Annotated in this window: 18 protein-coding genes and 1 pseudogene; 12 read left to right on the forward strand and 7 right to left on the reverse strand. The window is 43.5% G+C overall.

The window, feature by feature from the left end; all coding sequences use genetic code 11:
- The first annotated feature begins 3 nt into the window (after positions 1-3).
- The 4 genes from modF (at position 4) to ACHUFZ_RS00410 (ending at position 6,236) form a co-directional block, all read left to right on the forward strand.
- On the forward strand, positions 4-1,470 hold the full coding sequence (modF, locus tag ACHUFZ_RS00395) for a molybdate ABC transporter ATP-binding protein ModF (protein ID WP_394125389.1): 1,467 nt from the start codon (positions 4-6) through the stop codon (positions 1,468-1,470).
- A complete protein-coding gene (locus tag ACHUFZ_RS00400; protein ID WP_394125390.1) occupies positions 1,463-1,708 on the forward strand; it encodes a Rho-binding antiterminator in 246 nt (81 codons plus the stop codon). Before modF ends, ACHUFZ_RS00400 begins: the two co-directional genes overlap by 8 nt.
- Before the next feature lie 247 nt (positions 1,709-1,955).
- Positions 1,956-3,101, forward strand: a complete 1,146-nt coding sequence (locus ACHUFZ_RS00405) for an efflux RND transporter periplasmic adaptor subunit (protein WP_394125391.1) — start codon at positions 1,956-1,958, stop codon at positions 3,099-3,101.
- 9 nt (positions 3,102-3,110) lie between these two features.
- A complete protein-coding gene (locus tag ACHUFZ_RS00410; RefSeq protein WP_394125392.1) occupies positions 3,111-6,236 on the forward strand; it encodes an efflux RND transporter permease subunit in 3,126 nt (1,041 codons plus the stop codon).
- Positions 6,237-6,304: 68 nt separating this feature from the next.
- On the opposite strand, the pseudogene ACHUFZ_RS00415 reads toward ACHUFZ_RS00410, so the two are convergent.
- Positions 6,305-6,430 (reverse strand): annotated as a pseudogene (locus ACHUFZ_RS00415) (thioredoxin domain-containing protein); the annotation flags it as partial.
- Between the two features lie 327 nt (positions 6,431-6,757).
- Here ACHUFZ_RS00415 and ACHUFZ_RS00420 point away from each other — a divergent pair.
- Positions 6,758-7,384 carry an MmcB family DNA repair protein gene (locus tag ACHUFZ_RS00420; protein WP_394125393.1) on the forward strand — a complete coding sequence of 209 codons (627 nt, stop codon included), beginning with the start codon at positions 6,758-6,760 and terminating at the stop codon, positions 7,382-7,384.
- Here the strand turns inward: ACHUFZ_RS00420 and ACHUFZ_RS00425 are convergent.
- The 4 genes from ACHUFZ_RS00425 to ACHUFZ_RS00440 all read right to left on the reverse strand — a co-directional run bounded on the left by ACHUFZ_RS00425 (position 7,361) and on the right by ACHUFZ_RS00440 (position 10,027).
- Positions 7,361-8,434, reverse strand: coding sequence for a beta family protein (locus ACHUFZ_RS00425; RefSeq protein ID WP_394125394.1), 1,074 nt, complete (start codon positions 8,432-8,434; stop codon positions 7,361-7,363). The two genes, ACHUFZ_RS00420 and ACHUFZ_RS00425, sit on opposite strands and share 24 nt — an antisense overlap.
- Positions 8,431-8,973 (reverse strand): ImmA/IrrE family metallo-endopeptidase, encoded by a 543-nt coding sequence (locus ACHUFZ_RS00430; RefSeq protein ID WP_394125395.1) that lies wholly within the window; start codon positions 8,971-8,973, stop codon positions 8,431-8,433. The genes ACHUFZ_RS00425 and ACHUFZ_RS00430 overlap by 4 nt, the downstream gene beginning before the upstream one ends.
- Positions 8,974-9,528: a phosphohydrolase gene (locus ACHUFZ_RS00435; RefSeq protein WP_394125396.1), complete on the reverse strand. Its 555-nt coding sequence runs from the start codon at positions 9,526-9,528 to the stop codon at positions 8,974-8,976.
- Positions 9,529-9,796: 268 nt separating this feature from the next.
- On the reverse strand, positions 9,797-10,027 hold the full coding sequence (locus ACHUFZ_RS00440) for a glutaredoxin family protein (protein ID WP_053441595.1): 231 nt from the start codon (positions 10,025-10,027) through the stop codon (positions 9,797-9,799).
- Between the two features lie 125 nt (positions 10,028-10,152).
- On the opposite strand from ACHUFZ_RS00440, the gene ACHUFZ_RS00445 reads away from it, so the two are divergent.
- From ACHUFZ_RS00445 to ACHUFZ_RS00455, 3 genes are read left to right on the forward strand one after another with little or no spacing between them, the layout of a single operon-like run.
- Positions 10,153-10,656, forward strand: a complete 504-nt coding sequence (locus ACHUFZ_RS00445) for a M48 metallopeptidase family protein (RefSeq protein WP_134836381.1) — start codon at positions 10,153-10,155, stop codon at positions 10,654-10,656.
- 4 nt (positions 10,657-10,660) lie between these two features.
- Entirely contained in the window at positions 10,661-11,707 is a 1,047-nt protein-coding gene (gene rlmF, locus ACHUFZ_RS00450) for a 23S rRNA (adenine(1618)-N(6))-methyltransferase RlmF (RefSeq protein WP_394125397.1), read from the forward strand.
- 20 nt (positions 11,708-11,727) lie between these two features.
- Positions 11,728-11,916, forward strand: coding sequence for a hypothetical protein (locus ACHUFZ_RS00455; RefSeq protein ID WP_394125398.1), 189 nt, complete (start codon positions 11,728-11,730; stop codon positions 11,914-11,916).
- Here ACHUFZ_RS00455 and pilW read toward each other — a convergent pair.
- Together pilW and metA are read right to left on the reverse strand one after the other, a co-directional pair.
- Positions 11,913-12,623: a type IV pilus biogenesis/stability protein PilW gene (gene pilW, locus ACHUFZ_RS00460; RefSeq protein WP_394125831.1), complete on the reverse strand. Its 711-nt coding sequence runs from the start codon at positions 12,621-12,623 to the stop codon at positions 11,913-11,915. The two genes, ACHUFZ_RS00455 and pilW, sit on opposite strands and share 4 nt — an antisense overlap.
- 194 nt (positions 12,624-12,817) lie before the next feature.
- Complete coding sequence (metA, locus tag ACHUFZ_RS00465) at positions 12,818-13,759, reverse strand: homoserine O-acetyltransferase MetA (protein WP_394125399.1); 942 nt, start codon at positions 13,757-13,759, stop codon at positions 12,818-12,820.
- A 129-nt stretch (positions 13,760-13,888) separates the two neighbouring features.
- Between metA and ACHUFZ_RS00470 the strand changes: the two genes are divergently transcribed.
- The 4 genes from ACHUFZ_RS00470 to ACHUFZ_RS00485 all read left to right on the forward strand — a co-directional run bounded on the left by ACHUFZ_RS00470 (position 13,889) and on the right by ACHUFZ_RS00485 (position 19,830).
- Positions 13,889-14,281 (forward strand): ATP-binding protein, encoded by a 393-nt coding sequence (locus ACHUFZ_RS00470; protein WP_394125832.1) that lies wholly within the window; start codon positions 13,889-13,891, stop codon positions 14,279-14,281.
- A complete protein-coding gene (locus ACHUFZ_RS00475) occupies positions 14,260-14,697 on the forward strand; it encodes a DUF3859 domain-containing protein (protein WP_394125400.1) in 438 nt (145 codons plus the stop codon). Before ACHUFZ_RS00470 ends, ACHUFZ_RS00475 begins: the two co-directional genes overlap by 22 nt.
- A gap of 124 nt (positions 14,698-14,821) precedes the next feature.
- On the forward strand, positions 14,822-17,539 hold the full coding sequence (locus ACHUFZ_RS00480) for a bifunctional diguanylate cyclase/phosphodiesterase (RefSeq protein WP_394125401.1): 2,718 nt from the start codon (positions 14,822-14,824) through the stop codon (positions 17,537-17,539).
- Between the two features lie 116 nt (positions 17,540-17,655).
- Positions 17,656-19,830 (forward strand): CHASE3 domain-containing protein, encoded by a 2,175-nt coding sequence (locus tag ACHUFZ_RS00485; RefSeq protein WP_394125402.1) that lies wholly within the window; start codon positions 17,656-17,658, stop codon positions 19,828-19,830.
- Positions 19,831-19,832: the final 2 nt, after the last annotated feature.

A 19,832-nucleotide genomic window follows, 5' to 3' on the forward strand; every position in this document is an offset into this window, starting at 1 on the left:
TTCATGCAAATTGATATTCAACAGCTTCACTTAGACTTAGGCACGCATGAGCTTGATATTGAGCAATGGACCATCGCGGAGAAACAATCTTGGGGCGTCTTTAGTACCGAAGGCGACATTGGTTCTGCGCTAGGTTGTCTTCTCTGCGGTGAGCTAGCAGCAGATGCAGCATCACTAAAGTTAACCCAAGGCCGTATTGCTCAAGTCTCTTTGGTTGAGCAGCAGCGCCTGTTGGAAGAAGAAATCGCAAAAGACGAAACGGATTATCTCGACAAGGTGGATAGCGGCACCGCTGTTTACGACTTGATCTATGAGCAATGCCAGTCGCAGTCACTGACCGAGCTGTTGATTGAACAGCTTGATCTGCAGCACCTAAAGCAGAGTGGCTTTCGAGTGCTTTCTACCGGAGAGACACGCCGTGTAATGCTTGCCAGAGCATTGGCAACCGAGCCAAATCTAATTGTATTGGACAACCCATTTACTGGCTTAGATGTTGCCCATCGTGCGGCGTTGGCTGAGTTCTTATCTGAGCTGTCTCAGCGCGTACAAATGATTGTCACCTTCAACCGTGAAGAAGATATCCCAGAATGGATCGATCATATTGCTCTGTTTAATCACGGCAAGCTTGAAAGCACGATGAACAAGCACGAGTGGGAGTCGCATCCAATCATCAGCCAAATCAAAGCTCAGTCTCAGCAGCAGAGTGAGCAAATGATGGAGCTAATCCACCGCTACCAGCATTCTCATTACTTTGAAAATCCAGTGTTCGAAATACAAAATGGCCGTGTCGAGTACACAGAGAAAACCATTTTTACCGATTTAAACTGGCGCATTGAGAACGGCCAGCATTGGCAGATTAAAGGGCCCAATGGCTGCGGTAAGAGTACCTTGCTTGGTTTGATATTTGGCGATCACCCGCAGTGCTATTCCAACAACATTCAGATCTTTGGTAAGCAGCGTGGTAGCGGTGAGTCAATCTGGGAGATTAAGCAGCACATTGGCATGGTTTCTTCAGCGCTGCATTTACAATACCGCGTTAGCTGCAAAGCGATTGACGTGATTCTATCTGGGTTTTATGACTCGATTGGTCTCTATCAACAGCCGAGTAAAAAAGAGATCATCGTGGCGCGGGAATGGCTTGAGATCTTGCACATGTCAGAGCATGCCAATACCTCATTTAGGCAGTTAGAATATGGTCAGCAGCGACTGCTTTTGATCGCGCGAGCCATCGTCAAGCAACCAGCAATGTTGATTCTAGATGAGCCATACCAAGGGCTAGATTATCTTGGCCGTCGTTTGGTCAAAAATACTTTAGAGCTGATAGCCAAAGAAAATTTAAGTCAGCTCCTTTATGTCTCTCATTATCAGAAAGATAAATTGGACAGCATCAAAAATGAGGTTGAGTTTATCTATAATGACGATGTGCAGTGTTATAAACCACAAGTGAGAGTAGGTAAGTGCGATGATTAGCTGCAGTGACTATGACTATATTGAGATAGCGTGTATGCACCGGTATCCGGTTCGCCTGACATTCAAAGACGGTGAAAGTCTAGAAGGGAAGGCGTTGGATACTGCGCGCAATGAAGATAAACAAGAGTGTATTAAGCTGGTCGTAGATTCCACCGAGCAACTTGTTGTACTTGATACGCTGTCAAAATTGGAAGTGCTGGTGGACAACCCACACTTTCAGATAAAGACATTCGGCTAACTTAATCTAGGTTAACACTCGATGCCCAGACATTCCTTAGGGCATCAAATACCCACCAAGTAATATGAAGTGGTACTGCTTTGCGCATTACTTTATTTAGTCTCAATAATGATTCGTGCTCAAGATATTATTTATATCTATAAAAATGCTTCAATCAATGGGATAGTTTTCCTGTAATTGATGTCGAAGCACTATTCAGACGTACAACTATTCATATAAATAATAAATAAACTGACAAGGAACTCAAATGACGACTAAGCCGTTACGTTGGCTGCTGCCTTTTATCATTTTAGGTGGCGCATATGCTGGGTATTCTGCGATTGCATCAAGTGCGCCGGAGTCTCTAGAGAGTAAACCACCGAAAGCACCGCCAATAGTTAAAGTTTCCAAAATAAGCTCTAGCGATCACAAGGTTGTGATTACCAGTCATGGAGAGCTTCAACCTGTTGAAGTCACTCAGCTGTCTTCCCAAGTATCTGGAGAAGTTGTCAACTGGCATCCTAACTTTGTTGTCGGTGGCATCGTCAAACGAGGCGAAGTTTTATTCAGAATTGAAAGTGATAATTATCAAGCGGCAGTACTACAAGCTGAAGCGCAACTAGCGGGGGCTAAAGCTGCGCTTATCGAAGAGAAAGCCAAAGCAGAAGTTGCAGCGCGCCAGGCTAAAAACCTTCCTAAAAAACAGGTTACAGACCTTTATTTACGTAAGCCACAACTGTTGAGCGCAGACGCGCAGGTTAAGTCGGCGTTAGCTGAGCTTAAACGTGCGAAACGCGACTTAGCAAACTGCAAAATTGTTGCTCCATACGACGCGCTAGTGGTCGCAAAAGATATCGGCGTCGGTCAGTTTATTTCAGCAGGGGCGCATGTAGCCACATTAAACAATGTTGAAGCAGGTGAAATTTACATCCCGATTGCGGGTTTTGATAGTGCATTCTTGCCCCGAGATTATGCAGGGCTTCCAGCGCAAGTGATTCAAAGAGGTATTAAGAATACTCATCGTGAAGGTGTGATTGATCGTGATTTAGGGGTGATTGATAGCAGTACTCGTATGATCAATATGGTCGTAAGAGTAGATAATCCGTACGCGATAGAAAGCGATAAAACGCCGATGAAGTTTGGTTCTTATGTTGAGGTGCAATTCCCTGGCAAAGAACTCAAACACATTTATCGTCTTCCTCAGGAACTGGTCAATAATCGCCAAGTGTGGGTGGTGAATAGTGACAACCAACTTGAGCCAAGAACGGTCAATGTTTTGCGCGCTGAAAAAGAGTTCATGCTGATCAATCAAGGTTTGAGTGACGATGATCAAATCGTTTTGACCGTGCCTGAATATCCGCAAACCGGGCTGCAAGTTGAAGTCGCTGTTCAAGACAGTCAGCTAGATAAGTAGAGGTCGGTCATGGAAGAGTCTAAACAGAAAGGGCTGATCGCTTACTTTGCCAATAACTCAGTGGCCGCCAATTTGATGATGGCGTTCATACTGATCATCGGTACGGTGAGCTTTTTCTTTATCCAGCGACAGATGTTCCCCAATATTGAGGTCAACTATATCAATGTTAGTGCCCAATACCCGGGCGCCTCGCCGCAAGAGATTGAAGAAAGTATCCTGATCAAGTTGGAAGAGTCACTTAAAGACGTGACTGGGATTAAAAAGTCAGTATCAACCGCGTACCGAGGTAGCGGTAATATCGAGCTTGAAATCAATGTTAATGAAGACATTGATGCGGTCCTGGATAAGGTTAAGCAAAAGGTCGATTCGACCTCTAATTTTCCTGACGCGATGGAGCCGATTCAAGTCTATCAATACGAATGGCGACAAGATGTTATCGAGATGGCTTTGGTCGGTGATCGCTCGCTACTTGAGCTTAAACCGATAGCGAAACAAATTGAAGATGAACTGCTGCAGTTAAACAACGTGGCTTTGGTTGACCTCGGTGCGCCTGAGTATGAGATTGCGGTAGAAATCGAGCCAAGGGTGCTACAGAAATACAGTCTAACGTTGAATGATGTAAGTAGGGCGATTCAACGCTACTCGGCCAATTACTCGGCAGGTGAAGTCAGAACTAATGCAGGGATGATCTCGGTACGAATCGAAAACCAATACTATAGCGGTGAAGAGTTTCGCGATATTCCAGTTAAGATAGGAGCAAACGGCGGTAAGGTATTACTGCAAGACATTGCGACCATTAAAGATGGTTTTACCGAGGATGACCGTTATTTTCGCTATTCTGGCCAAAATGCGATGTATCTTTCGGTCAAAGCGACTAAAGATCAGAATATGGTCACGGTTGCTGAATCTGTGAAGGCGTATTTGGAGCAGAAAAATCAAACCCTGCCTGCGGACTTGCAGATCAAAACCTTGGTCGATATGACCTACTACTTAAATGCTCGCTTAGACATGATGCTTAAAAACCTGCTTCAAGGTGCGGTGCTGGTTGCCTTAATGTTGAGTTTGTTTTTACGCGTTAAGCTAGCAATGTGGGTGATGGTTGGCCTTCCGGTCTGTTTCTTAGGTGCGGTTATGTTGATGCCATTCATTGGTGTCAGTATCAATATTGTCTCGCTGTTTGCCTTCATTATGGTGTTAGGTATCGTAGTTGATGATGCGATTGTGATTGGTGAGAGTGCCTACAGCGAAATTGAGAAACACGGCGGTGGCGTCGAAAATGTCGTGCGTGGCGCTAAGCGAGTTGCTACTCCTGCGACCTTTGGCGTACTGACAACCATGGCAGTGTTTGCGCCGTTCTTAATGTCCAAAGGGATAGAGCGAGCCTTCTTCTTTGGCATCGCATCCATCGTAATTCTCTGTCTGTTCTTTAGCTTGATTGAATCTAAGCTGATTCTACCTTCGCACTTGGCACACTCAAAGTTTAAGCCAATTAAGAAAGGCAGTTGGCGAGATCGTTTTAACACTCGCTTCTTTGGCTTCATCAATGGCCCATACAAAAACTTCGTTAAATGGTGTACACATTGGCGTTGGAGTGTGTTTGCAACCTTTGTCGGCGTATTAGCGGTAAGTGTCGCTATGGTGATGGCGAGTTATGTCCGAGTTGTTCCTTCGCCTAAGGTTCCTCATGACTTTCCTAGTATCAAGCTCGTGATGAATGACAATGTGTCGAGTGAGCAAACCATTGAAGCGCTCAAGTTGGTTGAATCCACAGTGCTGGCCATTGATAGCGAGATAGAGCAGGAGACGGGTCAGAAAATGGTGCGTGATATTCTGACTTTCAGCCAAGGGCGCAAAGAAGGACGTTTAGTGATCCCTCTGGTGGATGAAGAGCTAAGGCCGTTCAACACCTTCGAGTTGGCTAGGCGTTGGCGTGAACGACTGCCAAGCATCCCTGGCTTAAAGATGTTGAACGTGTCAGATAACGTCAACGATGACGAAAAGGGCGATGAGTTTGGCTTTCTACTGTATGGCTCTGACATAGAAAACCTCAATGCTGCAGGACGTGATTTGATCATCTCTCTTCAGCAACAACAAGGCCTGTTCGATATCTCATCTTCCATCGATTCTGGTAGTCAGGAAGTGCTATTGTCGCTCGCGCCCGTCGCTTACGACCTTGGTTTAGACCTGTTTGATATTGCCACTCAAGTCGGCGGTAGCTTCTATGGCGGCGAGGCGCAGCGCGTATTACGCGATGGTGAAGAGATTAAAGTCATGGTGCGTTACCCGAAACTGACCCGTGAAGCCTTCTCATCGCTGCGTTATGCGGTTATTACCACGCCGGAAGGTAAGAAAGTGATGCTTGGCGATGTGGTCGAGATAAATCAGCAACCAGGCGTTAGTAGCATTCGTCGTGAAGGCGGTTATCGCAGCGTTTATGTATACGGTTCTATTGATGAAGAGTTAGTTGAACCAAACCAAATCGTCGAGCAAGTGAATAGTGAGATCATCCCAGATATTCTTGCTAATTACCCCGGCGTTAAGAGTGAATTAGGTGGCTCTATAGAAGAGCAGCAAGCCCAGCAAAATGAACAGATCATCTTCTTTATTGCTGGCATGATTATCGTCTACATTCTGCTTGCAGTGCCGCTTAAGAGCTACGCTCAACCACTGATTATTATGTCGGTGATTCCGTTTAGCTTAACTGGCGCAATATGGGGGCACTATTGGTTTGGGCTCGATCTCAGCATGATGTCGACATTTGGTCTGATTGCCGCCGCGGGCGTAGTCGTCAATGACTCTTTGGTGATGACCGATTACGTTAACCAAGTTAGAGCTAAGGGCGTGGGCATTAAAGAAGCGGTGATTGAAGCGGGGTGTGCGCGATTCAGAGCGATCACACTAACCTCAATTACTACCTTTGTTGGTGTCTTGCCAATTATGTTTGAGACCAGCTTGCAAGCGAAGTTTGTCATCCCAATGGCTGTCGCACTTGGCTTTGCTGTGCTGTTTGCAACGCTGCTGACCTTAGTACTAGTACCGTGTCTCTATCTCATGCTTGAAGATATTAAAGGAGTGTTTTCAAAGCTGAAAAGCGTGGTGACTCGCAAGCGAAGTGATTCTGAAGTTGTCACTTAGATAGTGGTGCGAATTGTACGGCCTGACACTCATAAGGTGATCAGGTCGTACAAACAACAAGGCTAAGATTATTTAGCGTTGTAAATCTTTTCAAAGTTCCCCGGATTCCAACCAATCATAATACGGTCACCAATTTTCAGAACAGGCAGAGAGCGAGCACCAATCGCGTCGAGCTCTTTACGACCGCGTTGTATAAGTTACCAGACATAACCAATGGGGTAACATTCGATAGGTTAATCGAAAAAGGCAGGATAAAATTGCGTCACTGCTAAAGGCACTCACTACTTTACCTGAGAGTTAAAAACTTTAAACAGAGAGCACGAAGGCGGCGAGATAAAATCTTATGGAGTAGAAGCGCAGCTCAATACCTAAGAAGTCGTATATTTTTTCATAGGTAGCTGAAGAAGAGTTGTTCTGGAAAAGAAAATGTTTAAAAACTTCACGTCCCTTACTGGATAATTTCTTGTTCTTTGTTGCGCTTTGAACGATAATACTGTTCAAATATACAGATGTATAGAATAATGACAGAATTAGACATTAAGATGCTTTTGGTTAAGCATTTTCTCAAGAGTAGCGATGACATTGTACTTGGAGCGGAAGTTTCATTCTCGTTTGGTGAAAGAAGAGCAGATTTAGCAGTATTGGATTCGGGGTTATTGACTGCTTATGAGATTAAGAGTGCTAGAGATAATGTTACAAGGCTTGATTATCAAATCGAGAGCTATAAAAAATTCTTTGATTATTGCTATGTTGTTTGTGAGTCTCAGAACCTTTCTGAAGTAAGGGCCGCTTTACCTAGGGAGATAGGGATACTAGTTGTTGATGGATCTTCTATAAGACAAGTTCGTATTTCAAAACGTTTTAAGCGCCATGATAAGTTTGTGCTCGCAAGTGTTCAGAGTGTATCTAAGTTAAAAAAGCTGGCTCACGGAGCTAATTTGCGCTCAAAAAACGCGCTATGTGAATATGTTTCAAAAAACACGACCATGGATAAGTTACGGGAGTTATCTAGGGAAGATTTCGTAGAAAAGTATGGTGTAGTTTCAAGATTATTAAAACAAGAAACTACACAACATTTAAATTCCGATGATATTTATACGATTACGAAACGAGCACCAACTAAATTAAGAAGACGTCATTTCTCTTAATAGTACACGGGTTTTTATGTAGTAATTCATTCTCACTGAAATCCAGAAAGCAGGGCTGATACCCGATGGGTTTTCTCTTGATGCTTCAAGGATTTCTTCATCTGCCCAGACACCCAAAGAGACATAAGATTTCCTATCTCTGACGGTATGCTTAGCACATTCTTCATACCCTCCACTGTGACGTCTGTAACGCTTATATGTGAAGTGTTTACCATCTAGAGATGCGATATCTATGCGAGGAACAAATGTTCCTCCTTTCATCTCGATTTGTTCAGTATTGATTGAAGCATAATCACCATATCTAATAGGAAATTCTTGGCTGATACCTTGGTAGATACTTTCTTCTGATATAGTGATCGAACCTGCTATATCCTCACCACCAGCTTGGGCTACATTTGAAGGAAAGCTTGTACAAAGCATTACGGTAGCAGCGATCTTGTCTTCAAAGAGCTTTGTACCCTCACAAGATTCTAAGAAAGTATCTACAACATCTTCCACCACTTGGTGTCGTACAAACTCAGCATCCAGCAGGACTATTAGCTTACAGCCATCACCTAAATTATTACTAATAGGCTCTAGATAGTGCTCGATTTCTTGTTGTTCCAGATCATATGGAAGCCTTACTGCAACAAAGTCTGTTTTAGTTGAAGCAACTCTTACAAATTCTTCAACGTCTCCAAATTCGCCTAATTCGTCTTCGTAGATGTGAACCATCGGGATGATATTTAAGTCCGTATGTAGATCGAACAAGAAATACTGCCACTCTTTGAACCCATGTTGTTCTGATAGCAACTGTTCTATTTGAGGGTTGATGTAACGACTATCAGTACTTAAATCCAATATAAAAGGTCTATTACCTTGTATTTCCGCGATTTGCTTCATTCGGCGATAGATATCACCATCGGGAGCTTTTTTTGAAACTCGTGACTTTGTGAGCTCATAAATGGGAAGAATCTTTGAGAAGGTATCATCGTCAACATGATTGAAACAGCGTAGCTCCCCATCTCTTGTTTTGATAATAGGATAGTACAAGATGTTATTTAAATTCATAGATTATGCCCATCGAAGCCAAGTACCTGCGCCCGTATGCGAACTGCCATCGAAGATACTTGAAAGTGCTTTGCAATATCTTCGACAGTAGACGATACATTTTCTACAAAATGGATGAACTTTTCTTCTGGCATTAGTAAAGCTGCTGCAAATTGGTTAGCTTCCACTTCCATCCAGTTTGTATCTCCATTTCTAAAGAAAGTCGTATCAGAGAAAGAATCACTGTTTGCTGCATGCTTAATACGGTGTGCTATTTCGTGAGCAATCGTAAAGCGCTGTCTATGCGGGTGATGCAGTGAATTAACGGTCATTACCCACTTACCGCTTTTGCGTTCCTTTTTTAAACTGCCAGAATCATCATTTTGCATTGGCTCGTATCTTACTGCGATACCAAGAGCACTAGCCAGTTCAGATACATTAACTGGATCAGTATCTATACCTTTTTTCTCAGCAAGCTCTATCAAATTATCTGGAGTGGATAAATCTTCGAACTCGGGTACAGGGTTGTTTTTTATCACTGATTTTCTCACAAATGCCATTTACGGTTCCTTTCTTGAAAGTTTATTTTTAGCACCTTCGGTATCGGCAGTGTCTAGTAATGCAACTCTTTCTGATATGACTTTGATTTGCTGTCGAAGAGAACGATTCTCCTCTTCTAAATTTTGTACGGAAGCGATGTAATGTGATGCTCTTTCTGCTTTGTCTAGGAAGTCAGTCTGTACAATTTTTAGTTTTCTGTTTGCTTGTTCTTTGATCTTGTCATTAATAACTAGGTTGAAGCTATCGCTATGCATATATTTCTTCGTGGTTTCTTCCGCTTTTTCATCAGAAGAGTTTTTAATATACACAACAGAGAAAGCTGCGATTAAGCCGTTAATAGCAATCAAAAATGTGATGATCGTTTGGTAGAACCCAGTTTGGAAAGACCAAACGTCTTTGAGGCTTATTAATGTTCCATCCTTTACTAGTTCACCAACTATATGGGATGTGAACGGGTCGTTTATGTTTGTTGCATTTGCTAGAGCAACTGCATCTGCATAACCTAGATAGGAAAGAAGAGATGGAGCGGGCAGGAAAACTAGAAGTGTTAACATTATGATGCTAAAGATTAGGCATGTAATGCAACTTACGCATAAGACAATTCTAGTTGTACTTTTTCTCTTCTCTGGCATGTTTCTATATTCCACATAAATATAGTGGAATTGTACTATACCCATGTTTAATAAGGAAATATTCCTCACTTTACCACCATAATACTTATGTGTTTTTCATGAGACCTTTCTAAACAAATAGTTATGGTGATAGTTTAATCAATCTAATGCTTTTGCTGTATTCAATTGGCGGGTGTTTATAGCATTGAAATTACTTAGCGTTGTAGATCTTCTCAAAGTTCCCCGGATTCCAACCAATCATAATACGGTCACCAATTTTCAGAACAGGCAGAGAGCGAGCACCAATCGCGTCGAGCTCTTTACGACCGCGCTGCATTTTTGCATTGGTCATTCTGTACTTGTAGCCTTTTGAATCTAAGTAGCGCTGCGCGTCTTTACAGTGCGGGCATTTATCTTTTACGTACAGGACAAGTCGTTTCATGCTAGGTTTCCTACGGGTTATCTCTGGCGCAGAGTTTAACGAAAAGACCGTGAATGGCAAGTATGAATAGGGTAGACTTACGCCCCCATATTTGTGCCGTTGGCTCTATTTTCATTACTGCGACTATGAATCCGTTACTTCGTTATATTCAAGGCTATCCTCAACACATCTTAGAGCCAGTGACTCAAATGATAGAGTCTGGTCGCTTTACCACTTGGTTTGAAAAGCGTTACCCAGCGAATCACGACATCAAAAGTGAAAAAGCGCTGTTTGAATATACGATGGCGATTAAAAACCGCTATATGAAGAAAACAGCGCCGTTGAGTAAGGTGATTTACGACAGCAAAATCCACCTGATCAATAACGCTTTAGGTTTACATACCTATGTCGCCAAAGTGCACGGTGGCAAGATTAAGTCGAAAAACGAAATTCGTATTGCGAGCGTATTCAAGAACGCGCCCGAGCCTCTGCTAAGAATGCTGGTGGTGCATGAGTTAGCTCATATTAAAGAGAAAGAGCACGACAAGGCTTTTTATCAGCTCTGCTGTCACATGGAGCCGGATTATCATCAGTTAGAGCTTGATGCTCGCCTATTCATGATTTACCAAGAAATTAATAAGAAAAAGTAGTGTTATGACTCGCCCAAATAAACCTCATCGTCAAAAGAAGCAAACTCAAGACGCCAACGTTTCAGCAATGAAAGTGGTTACGGTTAAAGGTAAGGCTGGATTACACAAGCGTAATGCCCATCAAGGTCGGTATGACTTTTCCAAGTTGGTAAAAGCGCTCCCTGAACTGCAAAAGCATGTCATTAAGAACCCGAAAGGTGATGCAAGCATTAACTTTTCCGATCCGTTAGCGGTTAAGTTACTTAACAAGGCATTGCTTGCTAATCATTACAACGTCACGTCTTGGGATATTCCAGAGGGTTACTTATGCCCTCCAATTCCTGGGCGAGCTGACTACATTCATCGTTTAGCTGAGCTATTAGGCAGTGAGAGTTCATCATTAAAACACAATCAGGTAAAAGCATTGGATGTAGGCGTGGGTGCTAATTGCATTTACCCGATAGTTGGTGCAACCGAGTATGGTTGGCAGTATGTAGGCTCGGACGTTGACTCGGTTTCGGTCGAGAACTCAAACAAGATTGCTCAAGCTAATGCTGTTTTGAAAGGTCGTGTCGAGTGTCGCTTGCAAGCAGACAGTGGTCACTTCTTCAAAGGTATTATCCAACCAAACGAGTTTTATGATGTAACGACGTGTAATCCACCGTTCCATAAGTCTCTTCAAGAAGCGCAGCAAGGCACCGAAAGAAAAATTAATAACTTAGCGGCAAATAAGAACAAACGAAATCAAGCGGCACAGAAATCGAAGCCAACCAAGTCACCTATACTTAACTTTGGTGGACAAAAAGCCGAGCTTTGGTGTCCGGGTGGTGAGGCTGCCTTTGTGAAAAACATGGCATTTGAAAGCCGAGACTTTGCCAAGCAAGTACTTTGGTTTACCACCTTAATCTCAAAAAAAGAGAACGTACGTTGGATGCGTAAAAATCTCGAAAAAGCGGGCGCGTGTGAAGTTCATATCGTCGAAATGAGCCAAGGCCAGAAAACCAGTCGTTTCATGGCGTGGACGTTTAAATCAGAGGTTGAACGCCAGCAATGGCTGAAGCTAAAAAGTTAATCGAATAGAGCGGAGGGCATATGGAGTTTGAAATTTATATGCCCTGTGAGCCTGCCTGGATCTGCGATAGCTTTCTGGTGCTATTCTCAGTACTTTTTGCATTAGGGTTAGCAGGTTTTATCTATATTCTTTATAAAGAATACCGCCGTATCCATCGAGTAAAGAAGCGTAAAGCAAGACGCGATGCTTCTCGTAAAAATAAGTCTTAATCTAGCCACTCTAATTGACGTCTATATCCATCTTCTAAGGCTTTGTTTCCCGCTTTCTGCTCTAACTCAATGAGCAGGTTTAGTGATGATTTCTTCACGCCATATCTTTGATGGAATCGCAAAAGTCTAAGTCTAGCATCCGTATACTCCTCATTTTCAATCTCCAATTTGGCCAAGTTTAGTAAGGATATCGGGCGATCTGGTTGGTGTGCTAAAGCGCGCTGAAAGTACTCTCGAGCTCTTTGCTTATTGCCGGATTTTAATGAGCAAAGTGCCGCGTTTTCAAAACTCACCGATATTAAGTAATAGCTCGGCTGTTTAATCGCTTGATTGAACAGATCGTCGGCTTGGTCATAGTGTTTCTGTTTACATAAAAACGTGCCGTAGTTGTTGAGTACATCGCCATTGTAAGGATGTTGCTTGAGTGCAGTGGAGTACAAGCTTTGCGCGGATTGAGTTTCTCCAACTTGTTCAAAGTAGTGGGCGAGTGAAAGTTGAGCGCGAGAATAGTTAGGGTCATGCAGCAGGGCAATTTCAAAGTTTTCACGTGCCTTGATCATATTACCTTGCTTAAGGTAACCAATACCGAGCTCCACCCTCGCGTCAGAGCGTTCTCTCGGTCTTGATTCAATGGGTGTGGTTGATGTCACTTCTGTGGTCATACAACCGGAAAGAAGCAGTGAAAGGGTGAGTAGTACTGGGCGCATGGTTTGACTCATCGTGGTTCGCAATGCCTAGTTTACGCTCTAAACCAAATTTGATTGGCTTGTTGGCAAGGAGATGCGATGAGTGTGGTCGATAACTAATATTTGAATGAAACAGAAGAATGAAAAAAGGCGCATCATCATGTGATTCGCGCCTTTGTTTGTTTCAGTTCCCCAGTATTTATAGGGTGATGTTATCAATCATCTTTAGTGAAGTTTGCTTCGCTGAACTTATCCAGATCGTATGGCGTTTGCTGGTAAACGCAGTAGTTCAGCCAGTTTGAGAACAATAGGTGGCCGTGACTACGCCAGCTTGCACATGGTGGATTGTCAGGGTTGTTGTTTGGGTAGTAATTGACTGGAATCGCAGGTTCCATTCCTTCGCCAAGATCGCGCACATATTCATTATGCAGCGTGTGCGAGTCATACTCTGGGTGGCCCGTAACAAACACATTACGTTTGTCTTTGGTCGCCGCTAGGTAAACGCCCGCGACATCTGACGTCGCCAACACATCAAGATCCGTGTGCTCTGCTAAGTACTCAGGCGAAAAGTCAGCATAACGACTGTGTGGTGCTAAAAATGTGTCGTCAAAGCCTCTCAGAACTGGGTGATATGGGTTATGAATCTTATGGTGGTAAACACCGGATAGCTTCTCTTTACGAGTACGTTTTGGTAAATCGTAAAGCAGTTTTAGTCCCGCCTGCGCCGCCCAACACACATAGAGTGTCGACGTGACGTGGTTTTTAGCCCAGTTCATGATGGTTTGCAGGTGATCCCAATAAATGACATCTTCAAACTGGACAAGACCAAGTGGGGCTCCTGTGATGATCAAACCATCAAAGTTGCGCTCTTTAACCATCTCAAACTGGCGATAAAAGTTATCTAAGTGCTCAGTCGGTGTGTTTTTACTTGGGCGATCATCGATACGCAGTAGTTCAATATCGACCTGTAGTGGACTGTTGGATAATAAACGTAAGAATTGAGTTTCCGTCTCAATTTTCTTAGGCATAAGATTGAGGATCAAAACCTTAAGTGGACGAATCTCCTGAGTGGATGCACGAGATTCTGGCATCACGAAGATGTTTTCAGTGCGTAATACGTCTGATGCGGGTAGTTGATCGGGGATCTTAATTGGCACAGCTTACTCCCTAAGCGTTATTATGGACGTCTATACTTCTAAACTTAACGCAATCAGAATGAGATGTCGATAGCAATTTTAGACTCATTTGTATTAAGATTCGGCTACCGTTATCTATTCAACTTTACTATGACAGCGAAACTGACACTAATCCGAGGTCTTCCCGGCTCAGGGAAAAGCACCTTAGCCAAGACGTTTAAAGTCGACCACTTTGAAGCGGATATGTATTTCGTTGATGTTGATGGCAATTACCGCTATCAAGCAGAGAAAATCGGAGAGGCCCATCAGTGGTGCCAATCGATGACGGAACAATCCCTATCAAATCACAACAATGTCGTGGTTTCCAATACCTTCGTAAGGCGTTGGGAAATGATGCCTTATTACAAAATGGCCAAGCGCTTTGGCGCAGAATTTGAAGTGATTGAGTGCCATGAAAACTATGGCAACGTTCACGGCGTTGAACCTCATGTTATTGAAACGATGAAGAAAAGGTGGCAAGAATGGCGAAGCGAAGCCCAGTAGTAGAGATGCTCTCTTACGGCATTTATAAAGAGTGGGATTCTAAGTCTAAGCACCTACCAAAGATTCAAGAGTTCACAACTAAAGTGCCCGCCGATGAAGAGATAGAATTTGGCTATATCGTCAATATCAAAAAGGCCAAGGGTGAAGTTATTGAATTTTGTATTCAACACCCAGGAGTTAAAGGTAAAAAAGGCCAGACTTTAGAGCCGTTCACTGGAGATATGCATGTCGGCAGTAATGATTGGGACTTTTACTTAGGCGATACCATCCAGCTACTTGACCCGATTGATGGATATGAATCCAATATTGGTAAGTGGCGTATGACCATTAGCATGAACCGCAAAGTGATTGCCGACAAAACGTTTGACGTATTTTCTCGTGACGAAGGGGAGTTTTGGAAGCGTCGCGGATTTTAAATAACTTCAATGAATGAAATTTTTAAATCCATGTATCAATGGACTAAATTAGAGGCATATCAAACTGTGTGGTCGGATTTTTATATAATATTGTTATAAATCGATAGAATTATAACAATATTATATGAAGCAATTTCGTCTGCTGAACCTCAAGTTACAAACCAAAACGACACTCTACTTCCTTATTGGACTGCTTGGCGTCACGTTAAGCTGCTTATATATCACCCGTTACTTTTTTCTTGTTAGCCTCGATAACCTCGAAAATGTCGAATCAACGAGAGCCAGTGATCAAGCGTATAACCTCATCATCAATATGGTCGAGGAGCTTGAAGAGCGCTCGTATGATTGGGCCTATTGGGATGAGACTCATGCGTTATTACTGGGTGATAGCGTACAAGAGTACCGAGAGCGGAACCTTCTTGAAGAGTCTTTAGACTCGCTAGGTCTAGATATGATGATATTTACTACGCTCCGTGGAGATGTCATTGATTCTGTCGCACGTTACCAAGAAGTTGATAATCGTTTTGCCGATATTGTTATGTCTGAACCTGCAATCCATCACCACGTGCAAGCAATGAACAAGGTGATGGATTCATTTCGCGAAAGTTATAGCGGGCTTTTGGCTTTAGATGAGCAGCTATGGTCTGTGTCATTAACACCGGTGCGAAACAGTGATGGTTCGTCCGCCTCTTCCGGGTGGTTAATTTGGGGGCAAAACTTATCTTTACGTTTTCCAGGTAATTTTAAATCCATTCTTATTGCTCAGAGCGAGATCTTTCATGTAGGTCATACGCATCAGCTATCGTTAACGCCAGAGGTTGAAAAATCACGACATTATATGAGTCAGACGATAGATCTGGTTGGTATGTCGGGTACACCGGTCGCTCACCTAAAGACAACTTTAGAACGTGTTCATTTTTTGAAAGGAAACGTGCTTTTTAGCTACCTATTTATGGCGGTCGCTTTTGTGGCGATTGTTATAACCGCAATGACTTATGTATTGTTCCGTCGTAGGGTTGCCGTGCGTTTCTCCGATTTGGAAAAAGATATTGATGAGCTTTTTTCATCGTACCAATTAGAAGGTCTTAACCAACCAAATAAAGATGAGCTAGATAGGTTAACGAAGCTGGTACAGGCGCTGGCAAGCGATTCATCGGCAACTAAGGAGCAATTGCACGATACTCAACAAAAATTTGCAGCGCTCTATGAAAGTGAAACCATCGCAATGATTTTAGTTTTAGGGCGCGAAATTGTTGAGATCAATCGAACTGCATTGGAGCTGCTTAATTATGATATTGGTGAGGTCGTTCATCAACCGCTGGATCTAATATGCCCAGATGACGATAAGCCTGAGTGTCAAATTGATACGATGTATCGAATGTTTCAGCAAGGACAAACTCAATTTGAATCTCAGATGCTCACTAAGAGTGGTGAACTGATCGATTGTCATATCGAAGTGAAATCGATCAAATACCAAGGTCGTGACGCTGTTATGTTATCCGTTAGGGATGTGAGAGAGCATAAGAAGCAAACCAAAATGATTGAAGACTTGGTTGAGCGGGACCATTTATCAGGCTTGTGGAACAGAAAGGCGATCATGGAGAAGGCGCGAAATCTTGTACACACTCAGCCAAATCAATTCTCTTTGCTTTACATTACTATTCCAAACCTCATGCAAGTGTCCGAAGTCTACGGCCACCAGATCTTTGACGAATCACTTGAATCAGTAGCTCAATTATTTGGAGAAGAATTATCTGCGTTTCCCGTTGGAAGAATTAGTTCGCACGAGTTTTTGGTGTTAATTGAGTCTATTGACGACTTTGACACAGCAGAGCAGGGCGCAATTCGTTTTAAAGAAGCCCTATCGAGAAAGCGCCAAATTCAAACACTGATGGTGGATTTAAGGTGTCAGATTGTACTTATTGAGCCTGAAATAACGCACCAATCATTGGATAAGTTGCTGCACTCATCAATTCATAGCCTTGAAACAAGCAGAATTCAGCTCCCTCCATCCAGCCTTCTGCGTGTTGGAAACGAAGAGTTTGAATTAGCACAAGCAGCAGCAGCGATTAAGCGCGATCTTGAACATGCGATTAAGAGCAGAGAGATCCACGCGAACTATCAGCCAATTGTCGATAGTAAGACCGCTGAGATTGTTGGGTTCGAAGCTTTGGCACGTTGGCAGCATCCTCAATTTGGTTTTGTATCACCGGGTGTGTTTATCCCATTAGCGGAGCGTGACCATCAAATCATAAAGCTTGGTGAGAGCATCCTTGAGCAGGCCTGCGAATTTATGACGCGCGTTGACAAAATCAGGCGCTCTCAGGGGAAAACGTCACTCACTATTCATGTCAACTTAAGCGCGGCACATTTTTATCACCCAGGTTTGCCGGACTATCTTGTTCATATCATTCAGCGCTATAACGTACTTCCAGGCCAATTGGTGATTGAGGTTACAGAAAGCATGCTAATGGGAATCGAAGAAGAGGTAATTGCGAGAATGGAGATGATCAAATCCCTTGGAGTGCTGTTTGCGCTTGATGATTTTGGTACGGGCTATTCCTCATTTAGTACGCTTTGCTGTTTCCCGTTAGATATCGTTAAGCTTGATAAGTCCTATATTGATCAGCTTGAAGAGAATGACCGCGCAAAAAGCTTGGTACGTAATATCGCTAACATGGCCCAAGAGCTTGGCCTAACAACGGTAGCTGAAGGGGTAGAAACCGCTTCACAGGCAAGGAAACTGAAAAACTGGAATATCGAAGAGATCCAAGGTTTCTATTTTTATAAGCCGATGGCAGAAGGCGAATTGATAAAATTGATTAATGGTTCTCACGGGTAAACCAAAATAGGTAATTGACTACTACTTTAGTTTATTGCCTAGCGATCACTAATGAACAAGTCTATACCTAACTATAGTGACTTTATAACTCGCTTAGTTAGGTCTAGGAGTTCAAAATGGCATTCAAAAATATCCCTCTAAAGTTTAAGATCGCTCTTGCTGCGGGAATTCCCCTCGTACTGCTTGTTTTCCTTTCAGTTCTTTCCATTTCTAGCTCTCACTCCCAGGTTGAAACCAGTGGTATGGTTGACCATACCCACAAGGTAATTGAGCAAGCGATGAAGATAGAAGCTGCTGCTGTCGACATGGAAACGGGGATGCGTGGGTATTTACTTGCGGGCAAGGAAGGCTTTTTGCAGCCTTATAATAATGGACAGCAGGAGTTTTCTCGGCTGGTAACAGATCTTAAAAACACAGTCAGTGATAACCCTACTCAAGTTAATCGACTCGGTGAAATCGAAACGACCATTAATTCGTGGTTGAACAATGTGACTGAGCCTGCCATCGCATTGCGTCGAGAAATTGGCCATGCCAAAACCATGGATGACATCTCTGATATCGTCGCGGAAGCCAGAGGGAAGGTTTACTTTGATAAGTTTCGTGGTCAAGTCAGTTTGTTTATCGAACGAGAAAGTAAACTGCTCAAACAGCGTCAAGAAGAGAACGAATCAAACTTCACCAATAGCGTTAGCTTATTAGATCAAGTGAACGACCAAAGCTTCATGTCAGCGCAAGACTATCGAAAACTATCTTCCTCTTTAAATTCGTTGAATGAGGCGAGTGGTTGGGTGAACCATACCCATAAAGTCATTGAAGCTGCACAACTAATCTTAGCTTCTGCGGTTGATATGGAAACGGGGATGAGGGGTTTCTTATTGGCGGGGCAGCCACAATTTTTAGACCCTTATAACCAAGGTAGTGAGAAGTTCCACCAAGATATTGCTTCATTAAAGCAAACCGTGAGTGACAACCCTGCTCAGGTGAAACTGCTCGATGACATGAAAGTAACCATCGATGAATGGCAGAAAGAGGTCGTTTCGCCAATCATTCAGCTAAGAACGGATATCGGTGACGCTAAGAGTATGAATGATATGGCGGCCTTGGTTGGTGAGGCGAGAGGGAAAGTCTATTTTGATAAGTTCCGCTCTCAAATTGCTGATTTCATTGCAATGGAAGATGAATTGCTGATCGAGCGTCAAGCCGCAGCGGAAGGGGCGGCGAGTTCGATGGAGAATACGTTAATTCTCGGTACACTGTTGGCCATTGTTCTTGGCTCTGTGATTTCGTGGGGAGTAATCAAAGCGATCACAGAACCTGTTCCCGAAGTGGCGAAGGGCCTTGAACTGCTTGCTGATGGGGATTTAACCGCAACGATATCCGTTGCGTCTAAAGATGAACTGGGCCAGATGGCTCGAAGCTATAACCAAGCTGTGGAAAAAACCAATAGCGCGATGACTCAAGTACTTTCCACAACCGATGAGGTGGTCAGTGGCTCCGTGGCTATCAGTCAAGCTAACATTGATATGACTAGAGAGCTTGAATTGCAATCGGATAAAGTCGCGCAAATCTCCGCATCGATTGAGGAAATGGCAGTCAGTATTCAAGAGGTGGCGACTAAGTCTGCGGATGCCACGGCGCGAGCTCAAGATGCTGGGGTGACAGCAAACTCAGGTGGACAAATCGTTTCAAGTACCATTGAGGGAATGAACTCTATCAACGAAGCAGTATCGGCGTCATCCAATAGTGTGGCCGAATTGGGTAAACGCGGTGCTCAAATCGGTGAAATTATTAATGTGATTAATGATATCGCAGAGCAAACCAACCTGCTTGCGCTCAATGCTGCGATTGAGGCTGCTCGTGCGGGTGAAGCGGGTCGAGGCTTTGCGGTGGTGGCAGATGAGGTTCGAGCCCTTGCAGATAGAACCACAAGCGCGACCAAAGAAATTGGCGAGTCTATTGAGGCAATCCAAAGTGAAACCAATGAAGCGGTGAATCGGATGGAAGCAGGTACAAGCCATGTCCATGAAGGGCTTAGCCTTGCGACTGAGGCGGGTAAAAGCTTGGAAGATATTGTGAGTGGCGCGCAAGAAGTAGCGAGTATGATTGACAGTATTGCTGCAGCCGCTGAGGAGCAGTCTCTTGCAAGTAGTGAAGTAGCTAAAAACGTAGAGAGCGTTTCAGAAGCGTCACAAAATGCCAATCAGCAAGCGGGTGTTGCATCTGGTTCAGCGCAAGAGCTCGCGAATAAAGCGGAATCACTGCGACAGATGGTGAATCAATTTAAGGTGTAAGA

The organism is Vibrio hepatarius, assembly GCF_043642085.1.
GTDB lineage: Bacteria > Pseudomonadota > Gammaproteobacteria > Enterobacterales > Vibrionaceae > Vibrio > Vibrio hepatarius_C.